16 protein-coding genes are annotated in these 16,781 nt (G+C 67.4%); 5 read left to right on the top strand and 11 right to left on the bottom strand.

The window, feature by feature from the left end; translation table 11 throughout:
• From ACE3UY_RS14745 to ACE3UY_RS14705, 9 genes are all read right to left on the bottom strand, one after another.
• On the bottom strand, nt 1-447 hold a 447-nt coding region (locus ACE3UY_RS14745), incomplete at its 3' end, for an MFS transporter (protein WP_374688265.1).
• An 18-nt stretch (nt 448-465) separates the two neighbouring features.
• Nucleotides 466-1,092: an MBL fold metallo-hydrolase gene (locus ACE3UY_RS14740; RefSeq protein ID WP_374688264.1), complete on the bottom strand. Its 627-nt coding sequence runs from the start codon at nt 1,090-1,092 to the stop codon at nt 466-468.
• Nucleotides 1,092-1,328 (bottom strand): hypothetical protein, encoded by a 237-nt coding sequence (locus ACE3UY_RS14735; protein ID WP_374688263.1) that lies wholly within the window; start codon nt 1,326-1,328, stop codon nt 1,092-1,094. Before ACE3UY_RS14735 ends, ACE3UY_RS14740 begins: the two co-directional genes overlap by 1 nt.
• A 256-nt stretch (nt 1,329-1,584) precedes the next feature.
• The gene (locus tag ACE3UY_RS14730) at nt 1,585-2,343 is read right to left on the bottom strand and encodes a class I SAM-dependent methyltransferase (RefSeq protein WP_374688262.1); all 759 of its coding nucleotides are present in this window, start codon (nt 2,341-2,343) and stop codon (nt 1,585-1,587) included.
• Nucleotides 2,340-2,705, bottom strand: a complete 366-nt coding sequence (locus ACE3UY_RS14725) for a VOC family protein (protein WP_374688261.1) — start codon at nt 2,703-2,705, stop codon at nt 2,340-2,342. The genes ACE3UY_RS14730 and ACE3UY_RS14725 overlap by 4 nt, the downstream gene beginning before the upstream one ends.
• Nucleotides 2,706-2,719: 14 nt before the next feature.
• Complete coding sequence (locus tag ACE3UY_RS14720; protein WP_374688260.1) at nt 2,720-3,652, bottom strand: RluA family pseudouridine synthase; 933 nt, start codon at nt 3,650-3,652, stop codon at nt 2,720-2,722.
• A 107-nt stretch (nt 3,653-3,759) separates the two neighbouring features.
• Nucleotides 3,760-4,443, bottom strand: coding sequence for a signal peptidase II (lspA, locus tag ACE3UY_RS14715; RefSeq protein WP_374688259.1), 684 nt, complete (start codon nt 4,441-4,443; stop codon nt 3,760-3,762).
• A 42-nt stretch (nt 4,444-4,485) separates the two neighbouring features.
• Nucleotides 4,486-5,133, bottom strand: a complete 648-nt coding sequence (locus ACE3UY_RS14710) for a class I SAM-dependent methyltransferase (RefSeq protein WP_374688258.1) — start codon at nt 5,131-5,133, stop codon at nt 4,486-4,488.
• 82 nt (nt 5,134-5,215) lie between these two features.
• Nucleotides 5,216-6,322, bottom strand: a complete 1,107-nt coding sequence (locus ACE3UY_RS14705) for a CehA/McbA family metallohydrolase (protein WP_374688257.1) — start codon at nt 6,320-6,322, stop codon at nt 5,216-5,218.
• Nucleotides 6,323-6,507: 185 nt separating this feature from the next.
• Between ACE3UY_RS14705 and ACE3UY_RS14700 the strand changes: the two genes are divergently transcribed.
• The 5 genes from ACE3UY_RS14700 to ACE3UY_RS14680 all read left to right on the top strand — a co-directional run bounded on the left by ACE3UY_RS14700 (nt 6,508) and on the right by ACE3UY_RS14680 (nt 13,020).
• Nucleotides 6,508-9,444, top strand: a complete 2,937-nt coding sequence (locus ACE3UY_RS14700) for a clostripain-related cysteine peptidase (protein WP_374688256.1) — start codon at nt 6,508-6,510, stop codon at nt 9,442-9,444.
• A 17-nt stretch (nt 9,445-9,461) separates the two neighbouring features.
• Nucleotides 9,462-10,220, top strand: a complete 759-nt coding sequence (locus ACE3UY_RS14695) for an AzlC family ABC transporter permease (RefSeq protein ID WP_374688255.1) — start codon at nt 9,462-9,464, stop codon at nt 10,218-10,220.
• The gene (locus ACE3UY_RS14690; protein ID WP_374688254.1) at nt 10,217-10,546 is read left to right on the top strand and encodes an AzlD domain-containing protein; all 330 of its coding nucleotides are present in this window, start codon (nt 10,217-10,219) and stop codon (nt 10,544-10,546) included. Before ACE3UY_RS14695 ends, ACE3UY_RS14690 begins: the two co-directional genes overlap by 4 nt.
• Before the next feature lie 153 nt (nt 10,547-10,699).
• Complete coding sequence (locus tag ACE3UY_RS14685) at nt 10,700-11,152, top strand: universal stress protein (protein ID WP_374688253.1); 453 nt, start codon at nt 10,700-10,702, stop codon at nt 11,150-11,152.
• Entirely contained in the window at nt 11,149-13,020 is a 1,872-nt protein-coding gene (locus tag ACE3UY_RS14680) for an alpha-amylase family glycosyl hydrolase (protein ID WP_374688252.1), read from the top strand. The genes ACE3UY_RS14685 and ACE3UY_RS14680 overlap by 4 nt, the downstream gene beginning before the upstream one ends.
• Before the next feature lie 2 nt (nt 13,021-13,022).
• Here the strand turns inward: ACE3UY_RS14680 and ACE3UY_RS14675 are convergent, their stop codons facing one another.
• Nucleotides 13,023-15,797 carry an FtsW/RodA/SpoVE family cell cycle protein gene (locus ACE3UY_RS14675; protein WP_374688251.1) on the bottom strand — a complete coding sequence of 925 codons (2,775 nt, stop codon included), beginning with the start codon at nt 15,795-15,797 and terminating at the stop codon, nt 13,023-13,025.
• The gene (gene mtnP / locus ACE3UY_RS14670; RefSeq protein WP_374688250.1) at nt 15,794-16,666 is read right to left on the bottom strand and encodes an S-methyl-5'-thioadenosine phosphorylase; all 873 of its coding nucleotides are present in this window, start codon (nt 16,664-16,666) and stop codon (nt 15,794-15,796) included. The genes ACE3UY_RS14675 and mtnP overlap by 4 nt, the downstream gene beginning before the upstream one ends.
• Nucleotides 16,667-16,781 lie beyond the last annotated feature (115 nt).

Below are 16,781 nucleotides of genomic sequence, written 5' to 3'. Positions count from 1 at the left end.
CGCGAAATCCAGCATGCCGGATGCGCGCCCGAACTGCTCTTTGGGGATCATCAGCGTCACCGCCGCCGAAAACGCCGGGAACTGGAAGGCGTTGAAGGCGCCGGTGATGGCGTTACCCAGGTAGACTTGCCACAGCTCCAGGTCGCCCGTCGTCAGAACGATGAGCAGCCAGGCAATCGTCACGATGCCCGCCGCCAAGTCGGTCAGAATGACGACCAGCTTGCGGTTCGAGCGATCCACTAGCGCCCCTGCCACCGGGCTGAGCAGAATGCTGGGGGCAACGAAACAGAAGATGGCAATGGTCAGGGCCGTGGCTTGACCTGTCTTCTCGAACAGGTAGAAAGAGAGGGCGAAATTGGTCATGCCCGTGCCCAACATGGACACCAGCTGACCGAACCAGATGAGGAGGAAACCGCGCATGCCGGAGAGGCGAGGAGGGGTGTTCAATGGCGTCTCCTCCGGCCGTCAGGCCATGTCCCACGTCGCATCGCCGAAGAAGTCGCCGTGGTCGCGGGTGATGAAGGCTTCGATCTGCGCCCGGCGGTCGCCCAGGCGAAAGTGCGGGCCGTGGCCGGGGTAGCAGACGATCTCGTCGGGCCAGGGCAACACCACATCGCGCAGGGTGTCGAGCGTCTGGCGGAAGTCGCCGGCCGACCACGTCCGTCCCGGCCCGCCATCGAAAAGCGTGTCGCCGACGACCACGCGCGTATCATCGAGCAGGTAGAAGCAGATCTGGTCGGGGATGTGCCCCGGCGCGTGGTAGACGCGCAGCACGTGCTCGCCGACCAGAAAGGAATCGCCGTCGCGCAGGTCGATCTCGGCCTGAAGCGCCAGGTCGCCGTGGTGCGGGCCGGGGAAAGCGCCCAGCGGCACGCCCAGCCGCCGCCGCATCTCGTCGAGTGCGCCGACGTGATCGGGGTGGGTGTGCGTGAGCAGGATGGCGATGGGCGAGGTGCCGGCCAGCATCTCGGTCAGGTCGTCGGCGTCGTCGCCGGGGTCGATAAGGACGCTCTGGCCCGTGTGGGGGCAGACCAGGGCGTAGGTGTTCATGCCCCACGGGCCGACCTGGCGGGTGCGCAACTCTAAAGGCATCAACTTACTTCTCCTAGGCGCTTGTGTTCAAACTCGGCTGCTTGCGGTCCCGCGAGACGTTGCAGACCGTGACCGGCAGCGATTAGCGCGTCGCCGCTGAGGCGCAACAGGCGCGCCCGGAAGGGAGGACGCAGAGCAGCTGCCGCCCGTTCGCGCTCGCGCATCTGGACGAATTGCCGCCGCTTTTCCTCTTGGAAGGACAAGATTATCTCTGCCTGCACGTCGGGATGCAACATGACCCATCTCCTGAGAAGACATCCACAGATTTCATAGATTTCGCAGATTTAGAGCGCGCAGGAGGAGCGTTACCCGGAACGCGCCTGACAATGAAAACTGTGGGCTGTTGATAACGAAGCGGGCGACGAGGTGTGTACGGTATTAGATGATTGTCTAATACAGTAGATATTAATCTAAGATGGGATGGTTGTCAATAGGGTAATCAGGGGATAGGAGACAGGGGAGAGCGTTTACATCTGAGCGTGACGAGTTACGCTAGAGCTGACCAACGTAGAGGTTCGTCAGATAGCGGAAGCGCACTTGCCCTGCCTGTCGGTGGGCCTCAAAGGCATCGCGCAGCGCTTGGCGTAGCGGTTCATACCGGGGGTCGCCGGGCAGAGGAGCGTAGGAGGCGGAGAGGAACCCGCCCCATAGCGCGTCCCAATCGAGCGGGCGGCTATGCTCAAACACCCGCTCCTGGTAGCCCCTGGTGAACAGCGCGTCCATCTCGCCCCGATGACTGCGATGGGTGACGGCGTGGTAGCCGAGGCCGAATGCGCCCAACGTCCCCTCGTAGGCGGCCATGAAGGGGTCGCCCTCATGGAGCCGCGCGTTCCAAACCAGCGCGACCCAGCCGCCCGGCTCAAGAATCCGGCCGAACTCGACGCGCGCCGCCGGCCCATCGAACCAGTGAAACGCCTGCCCGGCCGCCACCAGGCCAACGCTCCCGTCGGGCAGCCCCGTCGCCTCGGCCCGGCCGGCGACGCTAACGAAACGGAGGTAATGGCCGAGGGCGCGTTCGGCCGCCGCGCGCATCGCTTCGTTTGGCTCCACGGCGTAGACGGTGTGGCCGCGCTGCAGGAACATCTCGGTCAGGATGCCGGTTCCGGAGCCAACGTCGGCCACCACTGTTTCTCGTGTCAGGCCAAACTCGTCGCGCAGGCAGTCGAGCACTGCTGGCGGGTAGCCGGGGCGGTAGCGGGCGTAGTTCTCGGCGCGGTCGGAGAAGCGTTGGGTCGGGTCTGGCTCACTCATAGCGGTTGAATGAACTCCAGGCGATTGCCGAACGGGTCGCGGCACTCGAAGCGGTCATAGCCGGGGATGGGCACGCTCTCCAGCGGGCGAACGCCGGCCACCGCCAACCGCGCTCGCCACGCGGCGAGGTCGTCCACCTGATAGGCGACGTGGGCCTTGGTACGCGCCCGCTCGACGCCATCCTCGACGCCGACGTGGAGTTGCTGCCCGCCTACGTCCACCCAGAAGCCGCCGCGCGCTTTCAGCGAGTCTGGCTTATCCACTTCGGTCAGGCCCAGCAGTTCGCAGTAGAAGCGGCGCGCCGCGCCCTCTTCCTGCGGCGGCACAGTGATCTGGACATGATGGATGCGGACAGGCGTCATCGTTCGTCTAACCCTTAGCCGCCGGCGCTGAGCGCCGCCAGCACGCTCTGCAACTCTTCCGGCAGTTCGGACGTGATGTGCAACAACTCGTTGTCCGATGGCCGGCGGAAGCTCAGTTCGGCGGCGTGCAGAAAGTGACGCCGCAAGCCGAGTGGCTCCTTGCGCCGGCCATAAAGCGTGTCGCCTACCACCGGATAGCCCACAAAGGCGAGGTGGATACGAAGCTGGTGCTTGCGCCCCGTGCGGGGCCGGCACTCCACCAGCGTGTAATCGCCATAATAAGCCAGCGCTCGATAGGCCGTCTGGGCCGGGCGGGCGTCGCCGCGGGTCTCGGGCACTACGGCCATGCGCTGGCGGTGGCGCGGGTCGCGGCCGATGGGCGCGTCAACCACTGCCTCCGGCGGCTGGAGCGCCCCGTTCACCAGGGCCAGATAGACCTTCTGCACTGTGCGCTGCTTGAACTGGTTCTGCAGATACCACAGGGCGTGGTCGTGTTTGGCGGCGACGATCAACCCGGACGTATCCTTGTCCAGCCGGTGCACGATACCCGGCCGTCGCTCGCCGCCCACGCCTTCCAGATCGGGGCAGTGCGCCAGCAGGGCGTTGACCAGCGTGCCCCCAGCGTGGCCCAGCGAAGGGTGGACGACCATCCCCGCCGGCTTGTTGACCACGATCAGGTCACGATCCTCGTAGCGGATATCGAGCGGGATATCCTCGGCCTTCACCTCTGCCTCGACCACCGCCGGCACCGACGCTACCAGCGATTCGCCGCCCACGATGCGATAGCTGGGGCGGGCGCGCTCCCCGTCGATGGTCACCAGCCCCTCGCGGATGAGCTTCTGCCACTGCATGCGCGACAAGTCGGGCAGCGCTTCGGTCAAGGCGCGGTCGAGCCGTTCACCGACGGCGTCCAGGGTCAGTTCGACTTGGGTGTTGTGGAGGGACATGGGGGAGTAGCTAGTAGGTCAGCGGGTCAGTGTTCAGTATGTAGTGGGCAGTAAGGAGTAAGTAGTGCATGCAGGTGGTTAGTTATTGCCAGCGGGTTGAGCCTGTGTCACTCGGCGCTTTTCGGTTCGGAGTCGGCTGGGCGCAGGGCCAGGTCGGGGGCGTTGGCTTTCATCGCCTCCTGTTCCTTGCGATACTCCCGCAGGTAGACGATGGCGAACAGGACGATGCCGCCGGAGATCGCCATGTCGGCCACGTTAAAGATGTACCACGGGCCAACGTCGATGAAGTCGGTCACGTGCCCTTGCCGCATGCGGTCGGTGAAGTTGCCCAGCGCGCCGCCGAGTTGCAGCCCCAGCGCGATGCGGAGCGGCCAGTGGCCGCCGGGCAGCGTCAGGTTGAAGTAGACAATGGCGATGGCTACCACCACCGCCAGGCCGGCGAAGATCATGCCCGTGCCCTGAAACAGGCCGAAGACTGCGCCGGTGTTGGCCGTGTGGACGATGCGTAAAACTCCTTCGAGCGCCGGGATAGGCGCCCACGAGCCGTAGAGCGGGATGCGCGTCTCTACCAGATACTTCGTCAACTGATCGACTGCCAGCACCGCGGCCGTGATCAGGAAGGGCAGCGCCTTTTCTGGCCAGGTAGCGCGCGGGTATTCGAGAGCGGCTGGCGGCCCAGGAGCGCCCGGTGTGTCAGCAGAGTAGACGGCTTCGGCCGGGGTCGGCTGTTGTACGATGAGAGGCAACTCCGCGGCCGGCTCCTCGGTCAAGGGGGCTTCAGGTTCGATCATGGGCGCATTGTACCAATCGACCGGCGCAGGGCGCAAGGCCGGTTAGGAAACGCTCAATCGTTCGGCCACGATGATGGTCACCACGCTGGCCGGCAGCGTTACAGTGTGGTGGCGAACGGAGAAGCCCGGCCCGACCAGCGCGCGCGTCCAGAACTCATCTTCAGTTCCGGCATCGCCGGGCGCGCCGCCATCCTGTCCGGTGATTGCGTATAACCAATCGATGAATCGCACCGCCGGCCCGCTGCCGGTCAGTTGCGCGCCCGGCACAACGACCAGCCGGCCGCCGGGCCGCAAGACGCGGTGGAGCGCCGCGACTGTCGACGGGGCGGTGATGTAGGCCGTGGGGAACGTCGCCAGTGCGCCATCGAAGGAGGCGTCGGCGAAGGGGAGGGCCTGGGCATGGCCGCGCACCAGCCGCGCCGGCGCATCGCCGCTGGCCAGCCGCCGCCGGGCGATGCGCCCCATCTGCGGCGAGAGGTCAAGCCCCGTTGCGTCGAAGCCACGCTCGCGCAGCGCCGCCAGCATGTGGCCCGGCCCATGCCCCACTTCCAGCACGCGCGGCCCGCTGACAAAGGGCAACCCGCACGCCGCCCACGCCCGCCACTGGCCGAGCGAGACGATGTTGCTGACAGCGTCATACGTCCAGGCGAACTGGTGGTATAGCAGGTGAAAGAGCGTGGTGAGTGGCATGTGCATGCAGCAGGTGGCAAGTAGCGGGTCAATGGTCGTTAGGCGCGCTCCCCCGCCCCTCTGCTCCCCCGTACCCCCGCGCTTACCTCAGATAAATCGGATTGCTATAGATCCACCCCCGCTCCCGCCCCTCATAGGGGATAAGACACTCCACGCGATAGGCGCCGGGTTCGTCGGGGATGTAAGCCAGGTTCGACTCGCGCTCGACCTCGGCCATCACCTTGCCGTGCCGGATGAGCCGGATGCGGCAGCGGGCGGGGGCTTTAACCTGGAGCGTTGCCCCAAGCCCGTACGGCATCTCGTCGCCGATAATGCCCCGGCCGACGCCCTGCACGGTGAAACGGAATCCGGCCGTGGAGCCAGCCATGTCGTAGCCGACCCAACTGTGGCCGCGGCCGAAGGCCCGCAACAGTAGCGCCCGGTCGTGGGCCATGTCGCCGTTCAGCGGCTCTGGGAGGAGCACGTGGGTGTTGACGGCGCGAAAGAGGAACTCGTAGGGGTAAACAATGCGCCGCAACGGGCCGAGGCGCATGGGCGTGCCGTGGGCGTCGCTGTTGCCGATGGCGGCGACGCGCATCCCCCGGCTCAAAAAGTCATCCCACAGCGCCAGCGTCTCCGGCTCCGGGCCGGTGACGTAGCGCTCCGGGTGCAAGGTCATCCACAGTCCGACCAGCGCGCTGACGAGTTTGTTCTTCCAGCGCAACTTCTCCAGCCGCGCGGCCACGGCGTTCTTGAAGCTGGACATGTAATTCCATATTTCCAGCCCGCTGAATCCCTCGATATCCCAGTCATGCCAGCCCAAATCGGGCGAATCGATCAGCGGCAGGTCGCGTTCGTGGGGGTGGGCCAGGAAGCCGTAGCCGCCCGCGCCGAGCGTCTCGTCGATGAGCGCCTGCGGGTCGGGGGCGTGGCGGGCCAGTTCCTTGCCCGCGCCATAGGCCAGAAAGTGGCTGGCCTGCGGCTGGCGGCGGACGTTGTGTACCTCCTCGCCGGTCATCAGCAAGACGCGACCGTGTTCGTTCTCGTAATACCCCTCGACACCCGTCACGTAAACGTTGTGGTCGGTGACGATGATGTAGTCCAGTCCGGCGGCGATGGCTTCTGCGGCGATCTCGGCGTGCAGCTTTTCCCCGTCCGAATAGGACGTGTGAATATGCATGTTTCCGCTGTAGTGATGCCAGTCCGACATATGGGGGTTCTCTTGCCTTAGACAGCCCTTCCAAGTTCGAATGCTACCGTGTTTAGTGGCCTCCGTCCAGACTAAAGAGCTGTCAGGTGGACAGCCAACGGGGGTTCACTCTCGCAAACCCCCCGTTGGCTGTCGCCCCGGCAGGTCTGTGCAGATCGGCGCGGCCGCGCCTATAATTATGTCTAATGATCAACGCCAATTCATACCTTCGCGCCGCGCCGCGCTGGGCCGCGCTGCTGCTCACCGCCATCGTCTTGCTCGCGGCCTGTGACCGCGGCGGCCGGCTGACCCAACCGCTCCCACCGTCGCCCACGTCGCCCGCGCTTATCGCGACACCAGGTGGCACACCGACGGGCGAGCCGGCCGCCGCCGTCCCGTCACCCCAGCCCACCGCCACCTACGATCCCACCCGGCCGGCCTGGACGATCTTCTACTACGCCGGTGCGGACAATGATCGCGCCGCCTACGTCTGGGACGACCTCAATGAGCTAGAGGCCGCCGGCGCCGGCGACGCGGTGCGCGTCGTCGCCCAGGTTGACTGGCCGGAGAACGGCCCGGCCGGCACAGCCGAGGGCGCGCGCTATCTGGTGCGGCCGGATGAGGATCGCGGGCAACTCGCTTCTGAGGTCATCGCCACGCTGGGCGAGACGAATCAGGGCGACCCGGCGGCGCTGGCCGACTTTCTGGTGTGGGGCATGACCACCTACCCGGCCAACCGCTACGCCCTTTTCCTGGGCGACTACGGCGGCGGCTGGGCGGGCTGCTGTCTGGATACGGCCGCCGGCGCGCCGGGCCAGAGCGACCACCTGAGTCTGGCCGATCTGGATCAGGCTCTCGCCGCGGCCACGGCCGGCGGCGCGCGCCTGGAAATCATCGCCTTCGCCGCCAGTCTCATGAGCCAGCTCGACGTGCTCCAGACGGCGCAGCCCTACGCTGCTTTTGCCGTCGCCTCGCCCGGCCTCGTGCCCGGTGCGGCCTGGGATTACCAGAGCGTGCTGGCTCAACTCAACGCCGAACCGCTCATCGATGGCCGCCAGTTCGCCGCCGATCTCGTCACCGCGTTCGTCAACGCGCAGCGTCAACTGAATGGGGATGAGTTCGTCAGTATGACCGCGGTTGACCTGGCCCGTGTGCCCGCCCTGACCGCCGCCGTCGAGACGCTGGCCGCGGCGCTGGCCGCCGATCCGGCGCTGGGTGGGGCTATCGCCGCCGACGCGCGGCGGGGCGCGCAACATTACGGCGAGGCGACCCTGGTGGCCGAGCGCCTCGCCGCCGTCGATATGCTCCACGCCGCAGCCATCATCGCCGAAGTGGCCCCAGACGGCGACTTGCGAAACGCCGCCATAGCGGCCGGCACAGCCGTCGTCGATGCTCTGGTGGCCGACGAGCGCGGGTTGGGTATCCCCGCCGGCCGGGGCATCGCCCTCTACTGGCCGGCCGGCGCGCCCGCCCCACTCTATGCCCAGGCCAGCCGGCTGCCAGGTTGGGCCGGGTGGCTATCAACTGCCGCGGACAGCGCTCCGCCCGCCAGCTTCCTGACGCTGGATGGCGGTACGCGCGAGACGGTGCATATGGCTCAGCCGGCGCTGATGCGGGCCGAACTCATCGCCCACGGCGCGGCCGAGGTGGCCGTCGTCGCCGACCAGGAGTTGGCCGACGGCCGGCGCATCCTGCGCCAATACGAACCGCTCCAGCCCCCTCTCTGGGCGCTGCCCGGCGGCGTCAGCGCCTCGCTCTGGCGCGACGGCCGGCGCGAGTCGTTCCTCATCTGGGACGCTACCGGCGGCTACCTGTCCGACGCCGCCGGCGCGGGCGACTACGCGCCGCTGCGCCCCGTGGATCCATCGCCGGCCGGGGCGCAATTGGCCGTCGCCGGCCACTTCCGTCGCGCGGGCAGTGAAGTCGCCCATCAGGCGGCGGCCGTATTTGGACCGGGCACCGCCGCCTCGACACACCTCTGGGCCGCCGCGACCGTGGGCGATGCCTTCCTCGTCGGCGAACTGCGGCCGGTTTCCGGCGACGTGTTCCAGCCGTCGGCGCTCATCGTCGGCGCGGATGGAGCGTTGACGCCCGAACCCGGCGCGCCGCTGGTCTATGATGGGGCGCCGGCCATCTATCGCGGCGTCCGGCCGCTGCCCGCCGGGCGCTACAGCGTGGGCGTGCGCGTCGCGCCGCCGGCCGGGCCGCCGGTGTTGGCCGCCCGCTCTCTGACGGTCGATCCGGCCGCGGCCCCGGTAGGTTTTCGCGCCTTTGTCGACGCAACCCACAATGCGCAGTTCGTCTATCCGACCGACTGGCCGTCGCCCACGCCGGGCGATGGCGTCACCATTGCCAGCAGCCCCGACAACGCGACGCAGCTTCAAGTACGCTACTATCCAAACTGGACGGGCGACCTGACGGCGCTGCACGCTGAGGCGCTGGGCGCTTTTGGCAGCGTCAGCATCCTCCTGCAAGAGCCGGCGCGCGTAGGCGGTGAGTTGGGCGTCGGGGCCATACGCACCGCCTACGGCTACGACAGCGCCGAGGCGGGGGCGCGCACCGGCACGTTTTTGACTTTCCTGAAGGACGGCGCCGGCTATGTGGTGGACGTGGACGGGCCGCGCGAGGCGGAGGCGACGACGCTGGCGATGGTCGATACCATCGCCGCCACGTGGCAATTCCTGTCGCCGCGGCTCGGTTTCGGACCGGAGCCGCTGGCGATGTTGAACGTGGCCGGCTTCCAGATCGCCTACCCGGCGGGCTACGCCTACCAGGAGTTCAACGGCTGGCATCGCTTCACCGCCGATCCGCAGACCTTCGCGGCCGTGCGCATTCAGCCCGCCGGCCGCACGCCGTCCGAGGCGATGAGCGGCCTCCTGCTGACGGCGGCCGAGGGCGTGAGTGGCTTCACGGCCGACGAGCCGCGCCACTTTTTCTACGCCGGGCGCGTCTGGGAGCGCAATGACTTCACCTATACCGATGAGGCCGGGGGCGTCGTGCGCGGGTTATTGCTGAGCGGCGTGGATGGCGACGCCGAGATCGCCGTCTGGGCCGAGGCTGCTGACGGCAGCGACCTGATCGAGCGCGTCTTCCTGCCCGTTGCCGCTTCGATTGAGCGCATTGCCGCCCCGCCGTCGGGGTAGCAACGCCCGGCAAAACCATGTCTTCGTCCCAACGACAGGAGTTCCTGGCCGGCGTGCGCGCCGAATTGCCCATCGTCGCCGGCGTTGTGCCGTTCGGCATGATCTTTGGAGCCGTGGCCGTGGCCGCGCTACCGCCGCTCCTGGCCCTATCCATGTCCTCGGTCATCTTCGCCGGTTCGGCCCAGTTTATCGGGGCGCAACTCTTCGCCAACGCCGCGCCGGTGGCCGTGCTGCTGATGACTACGTTGATCGTCAACCTGCGCCACCTTCTCTATAGTGCCTCGCTGGCCCCCTACGTGCGCCACTTGCCGGCGCGCTGGCGGCTGCTGCTGGCTTATTTGCTGACCGATGAGGCTTACGCCGTCACCATCCTGCACTACACCGAGCAGGACATGCCGCGCGACAAGCCGCCCGTTGCGCCGCCGGCCGCGCGCGGCGACAATCGCCACTGGTTTTATCTGGGCGCGGGGCTGACGTTGTGGGTCTCCTGGCAGACCAGTACCGCGCTGGGCATCTTCCTCGGCGCGGCCATTCCGGCCAGCTGGTCGCTCGACTTCGCCCTGGCGTTGACCTTCATCGGCATGATCGTGCCGACGCTGCGCGACCGGCCCCACGTGGGCGCGGCGCTGTCGGCCGGGCTGGTGGCCGTGCTGACCGCGGCCTGGCCCTACAAGCTGGGGCTGATGGCCGCCGCGCTGGTTGGCATTCTGGTCGGCGTTGTCCTGGAGCGCACAACCAGGCGGCGCCAGACCGCCCACACGGAGACGCGCCCATGAGCACCATCACGCTGGCCTTGACGATCTTGGGCATGGGGCTGATCACTTTCGGCATTCGCGTGGCGCTCTTCTTGTTGCCGGAGCGGATGGCCCTGCCGGCGTGGCTACTGCGGGCGTTGCGCTACGTGCCGGCGGCGGTGCTGTCGGCAATTATCCTGCCCGAGTTGTTCCTGCCCGGCGGGACGTTAGACATGTCCTTAGGCAATGCGCGGCTCCTGGCCGGTCTGGCGGCCATCCTTATCGCCTGGCGTACGCGGAACGTACTGCTGACCGTCGGTGTCGGGATGGTCGCGCTGTGGCTGCTACAAAGCCTGCTTGGACGCTAACTAAAGGCCTGATAGATGGGCGGCCACAAGTTTCGCTCCGGTCAGAGTGCTATTGGCCGCCCATCTGTCAGGTCTGGGCGCTTTGCTTTACCAAACGGCGCGGCTGGCGTAAAGTAAGGTGAGGCTCTAGACAAGCCTGAACAGGAGCAAACGATGTACAAGACCATCCTCGTCCCGCTGGACGGCTCGGCGCTGGCCGAGTCCATCCTGCCCTACGTTGAAGAGCTGGCCCGGCTCGGCGATTCGACGGTCATTTTCCTGCAAGTGGTCGATCTGCCCCATAGTGTAGGCATTCCCAAGGGTAACGCCTTCGACGCGATGACCCACATGACGACCGAGGAGGCCAACCAGCGCGTGGCCGAGGCGCTGCGCTACCTGGACGGCCTCGTGGAACGCCTGCGCGCCCAGGGTATCACGGCGCGCAGCCTGGTCGAGTACGGCCCGGTGGTCGCCACCATCCTGCGCGTCGCCCAAGAGGAGTCGGCCAGTCTCATCGCGCTGGCCAGCCACGGCCGCGGCGGCCACGGCGACGTCTACTACGGCAGTGTCGCTACTGGCGTTGTCCAGCGCGTCGATCGCCCTCTCTTCATCATCCGCGCCCAATGACCTATCCGAACTGGCTTCTCTCGGTCCACCACGACGGCTCCGAGCTTTACGTCTCCAAACTGCGCCCGCGCCTGGGCGAGACAGTGCAATTGCGGTTGCGCGTCGCCCACCTGGCCCCTGTCCGGCGCGTCGTCCTGCGCACGTTTCCCGACGGCGAGCAGGCGCTGACGGCCATGCGGCGCGGCGCGACCCAACCGCCGGCCCAATGGTGGGAAGCCGACCTCTTCATCGGCCAGCCCACCAACCACTACCGCTTCATCATCGACGCCGCCGATGGCCTGTGGCACTACTCAGCCGCCGGCCCGTCGGACTTCGTGCCGCTCGACCAGACCGACTTCCGCATTCTGGCCGACTACGACGGCCCGGAGTGGCCGGCCACGTCCGTCTTCTACCAGATCTTCCCCGACCGTTTCGCCAACGGCGACCCTGCCACCGACCCGCGACCGGATGAGTATGAGTACCGGGGCTACCGGCCGGTCACTTACCCCTGGGAGACCCCGCCGCCGGCCGACGCCTTCTTCCCGCTGGTCTTCTACGGCGGCGACCTGCCCGGCATTGAGGCGCGGCTCGACTACCTGACCGATCTGGGCGTCAACGCGCTCTATCTGAACCCGGTTTTTCACGCCTACTCCAACCACAAGTACGACGTGGCCGACTACGACCACGTCGATCCGCATCTGGGAGGTGACGCGGCGCTGGTCTCGCTGCGGCGCGCGCTCGACGCGCGCGGCATGCGCTACCTGCTCGATATCGTGCCCAACCATTGCGGCTACTGGCACCCCTGGTTCCAGAGTGCGCTGGCCGACCCCAGCGCGCCCGAAGCGGAGTACTTCACCTTTCGCCGCCATCCTGATGAGTACGCGTCGTGGCTGGGCGTCTGGACGCTGCCCAAGCTCAACTACCTGAGCGCCGCCCTGCGTCGCTGCATCTATGAGGACGCCGACGCCGTCTTTCGCCGCTGGTTGCGCCCGCCCTTCTCGGCTGATGGCTGGCGCGTTGACGTCGCCAACATGCTGGGCCGCCAGGGGGAGACGCAACTGGGTCAGGAAATCAACCGGGGTATCCGGCGCGCCGTCAAGGAGACCCGCGCCGATGCCTACCTGATGGGCGAGCACTTCTTCGACGCCACCGACCAGCTCCAGGGTGACCAATGGGACGGCGTCATGAACTACGGCGGGTTTGCCCAATCGCTGTGGTACTGGCTGAGCGGCTACCGGCAGGGCGCGCACGGCTTTGCCGAATCGCTGACCGCGCCCTATTGGCCGACGACGGCCATGACCGCGACGTGGCAGAGCCGGCTGGCGGTCACCCCCTGGGCGGTCGCCCTCCAGCAGTACAACCTGTTAGGCAGCCACGACACCGAGCGCATCCGCACCCGGCTCAACGGGGACGACGCGCTGCACCGGCTGGCTACGGCCGTGTTGCTGACCTTCCCCGGCGTCCCCGGCCTGTACTATGGCGATGAGATTGGCCTGATGGACGCGCCCGGGCTGAACTCGCGCGGTTGCATGATCTGGGATGAAGCGCGCTGGAACCGGCCGCTGCGTGACTACCATCGCGCGCTCATCCAACTGCGCCGCCACTCGCCAGCGCTGCAACGGGGCGGCTTCCAGGTGATCCTGACTGAGGCCGAGACGGTGGGCTACCAGCGCGAGAGCGCCGCCGATCGCGTATTGGTCTTCGCGCACCGGGCGCAGGAGCCGCGCCCGGCCGGCGCCGTTCCCGTGGCCCACGGCGGCATACCCAACGGCGCGCGCTTCGTAGACCTGGACTCCGGCGCGGAGCTCGCCGTCGCGGACGGCGCGCTCTCCCTGCCCCAACTGGAGCGTGGGGCGCTAATTCTTCAGGGGTTAGGGGATAGGGAATAGGCCTATTCCCTATCCCCTAACCCCTCAAAGACTGCGCGCCCGATTGTTTCAGCCGCTGCCACTCCACGCGCGTCTTCCAGGACGAGGGCCAGTACGTAGCGCGGCTCGTCGGCTGGGAAAAGGGCCAGATACCAGGCATCCCGCTGCCCACCGGGGCCGGAGAGCACCGACACGGCGTACTCGCGTAGGTCACCGTTGAGGGGCCAGGTCTCGCGGACAGCGGCTACCGTCGCCGCCGCGACAGCCGTTTGTGCCGCGGCGGCGCCTGCCGTCTGCACTTCCCATTGCCCATCCGTCCCGACGACTGCATCCACCAACCGCGGGGCGGGCAGCCGGCCGTCGCCGGCCAATGCCGCCGCGGCCAGCGCTGCCTGCAGGGGCGTGATGGTCAGTGTCTCTTGCCCAATGGCCGCCAAGCCGGGATCGGCCACGAGTGTGTCCGTCGCGCCCTCGGTGGGGATGGGCAGAGCGGGGGCCGTGGTCAGGCCGAAGCGGGCGAAGCTGTCATCCAGCGCTGCCTCGCCTAGCCGGACGCCGAGGTCCTGCAGCGGCGCCGGGCAGCGCAAAACGGCCATGTCGGTCCAGGTGTATGCGGCCGTTGCGGCCGGGAGTGTTGCGCAGCGCTGTACCTGCCCGTCCAGGATGACCGGCCGGTCGGGGTCGTCCAGCGGCTCATCCAGCGCCAATCGCCCGCTGTCGAGCGTGGCGGCGGTGATGAGTGGTTGGAGCGTCAGGCCGGGTTGGTAGAGGCCCTGGGCGGCGCGGTTGAACAGCGGGCCGGGGTCGCGGGCGGCCAGCGCTTCGAACCGCTCATCTAGCCCGTTGGGATCGTACCCCGGTTGGCTGACCATCGCCCGAATCTCGGCCTGTGGCGCGTCCGGCCCGGTCAATTCCAGCAGCACGAGCGCTCCGGCGTGCTCACTCATGAGTGTCGTCGCCTGTTCCTGCGTCGCGGCGTCGATGGTGAGCCGCACGTCGCGGCCAACCGACGGCGCATGAATCATACGCCGCCACGCCTCTGCCCAGACGCCGGTTGCCTGGCCGCGCAACACCGGATCGAGCGCCGCTTCGATGCCGCCCGCGCCGAAGCGAATGCTGTAGTAGCCGACGGCCGGGCCGCCTGGCCGGGGATAGGAGCGGGTCAGGTTGTCGGCCGGCCCGACCGACTCGGCCAGAACTACCCCGTTGCGGTCAAGGATGCGCCCACGGCGCACACGGCGCTCCGTCTCCACCAGACGGGGGTTGTCCTCGCGGGCCAACAGCGCCTCGGCGCGGACGATGCTCCAGTAGCCGAGGGTCAGCGCCACCAGGCCATAAGCGGCCAGGATGATCCAACCCAGCCGTTGCAGCCGGCGGGCCAGTCGCGGATCGTAGACGCGGGCGCGCGCCCGGTCGGTGTCAGCCGAGAGAAAGATCAACAGGCCGATCATGACGCTGCTGATGAGCAGCGAGCTGCCGCCATAGCTGACGAACGGCAGTGTGATACCAGTCAGTGGCAGCAGCTTGGTCACGCCGCCCATGATCAGCAGGGCCTGGACGGAGAAGAGCGCCACCAGCCCGGCGGCCAGGTACGTGTGGAAGAAGCGCGGGCGCAAGCTCTGAATGGACAGCAGCGCCGCCCGCAGGCCGCGCGTCGCCAGCGCGGCGAAGGCGGCTACCACGGTCAGACTGCCGACCAGGCCCCACTCTTCGGCGATGGCCGCCAGCGCAAAATCGGAATGGACGACCGGGATGTAGTCGGGGAAGCCCAGCCCGATCCCCTCGCCCAGCACCCCGCCGGCGGCCAGGGCATAGAGCGATTGGACGATCTGGTAGGCGCGGTCGCTGGCGTTGGGCCAGGGGTTCAGCCAGCTCAACACGCGCGGGGCCACCGAGCCAAAAGCAAAGTAGGCGAAGACGCTGGCGGCCAGCAGCATCACCAGCCCGGCGGCCACGTAGGCCGGCCGGCCTGTCGCCAGGTAGAGCAGCGTCATGAAGACGATGAAGAACAGCGCCGCCGCGCCCAGGTCTTGCTGCCAGACCAGCAACAGCATGCAGAAGCCCCACATCAACCCCAACGGTCCCAGAAACGGCAGTTGGCGCTTGAAAGCTTGCCACGAGTTGCGGCCCTGGTTAGCCTCCTGTTGCGCGGCACGCTGGCGCATGCGGTACAGCGGCTCCAGTTCAGTGAAGTAGCTGGCCAGGAAGATCACCAGAAGCACCTTCAGCAGTTCCGAGGGCTGGAAGTAAACACGCCCCAGGACCGGAAAGGGAACGGGCAGCCACAGCGCCGCGCCGCTGCCGCTGGGATTGACGCCGAAGAGCAGTGTGACGCCTAAGAGCAGCAGACCCGCAACCAGCAGCACGTAGCGATAGCGCATCAGCGACTGGAGCGTGCGCGGGATGAGGGCCACCGCCAGCAGGACGCCGGTTGACAGGACCAACCAGAGCGTCTGGCGGCCCAAAAAGTTGGCCGCCAGACGATCCTGCAGCAGCAACCCCCAGCCCGCCAGCAGGGCGAACAGGGGCAGCAGAAACGGATCGCGGCGCGGCTTCAGGCTGCGCAACAGTAGATGGGCGACGACGATCACCGCCAGCCAAACCAGCGGCGCCCACAGGTGCGCCCAGCGCACCACCCCGTCGCGCGCCAGGCTGAAGCCAACGGCATTGACCCCGACGAACAGCGCCGCCGCCGCCAGCAGCAGCGCCTCGCGCCGGTCACACGTCGGGTCGCGATCTTCGAGTGACTGGCCCGCCCAGCGCCGCCAGGCCGTCAGACCGGAGCGCAGCGCGGTCATCCGTCCAGATACTTGCCGACGATGGGCCGCAACGCCTCGCGCACGTCGTCCGGGATGCGGCTGCGGTCGGTGATGAGCGCGTCCTTCAGGTTGTGGTGCGATGGAAACTCGCCCGCCCATTCGTCCATGCGCTCCACAAGCCAGCCGATCGACGCCTGGGCCAACTCAGTGTTCTTCATCAGCGTGCGCACAACCATTTCGACCGTCACCGGCCCTTCGCTCTCGTGCCAGACGTCGTAATCGGTGACGTGAGCCATGCAGGCGTAGGCGATCTCCGCCTCGGCGGCCAGGAACGCTTCCGGGCTGGTCGTCATGCCGATGATGCTCATGCCCCACTGGCGGAAAATCTCTGACTCGCCGCGCGTGCTGAAGCGCGGCCCCTCGACCGTGATAAACGCGCCGCCGCGGTGGAGTTGCCCGCCGGAAGCCTCTACCGCGCCGGCCAGCGCCGCGCTCAGATCGGGGCAGAACGGCTCGGCCGCGCTCAGGTGGGCTACCAGACCGCGGGAGAAGAAGGTGCGCTCGCGAAGTCCCTTGGTGAAGTCAAACAACTGGTCGGGTACGACGATGTGGCCCGGCGCGTAGTCTTCGCGCAGCGAACCGCAGGCGCTAACCGAGATGAGGTAGCGCACGCCGAGCGTCTTGAGGGCGAAGATGTTGGCCCGATAGGGCACTTCGGTGGGCGTCAGGGTGTGGCCGCGGCCGTGGCGCGGCAGGAAGGCGACGCGGCGGCCAAAGAGGGAGCCAACGGTGATGGCGTCGGACGGCGGGCCAAATGGCGTATCGACGTGGAGCGTCTCCACGTCAGTCAGTTGGGGCATGTTGTAGAGGCCGCTTCCGCCGATGACGGCCAATTCGATTTCGGACATAGAGGTCTCCCGTGAGGTGATGCGGATGTAGTTCTGCGAGCGAAGCGGGGCCTAGCGAAGGATATGGCGTCGCGGATCGCTCGCCCCAAAGCTGCTTTATATCATAGAAACGCGT

The sequence above is a fragment of the Promineifilum sp. (SeqCode) genome (genome assembly GCF_041918635.1).
Lineage (GTDB): Bacteria > Chloroflexota > Anaerolineae > Promineifilales > Promineifilaceae > Promineifilum.
Note: the sequence above shows the minus strand (reverse complement) of the source record. Positions and strands in the feature narration are given on the sequence as shown.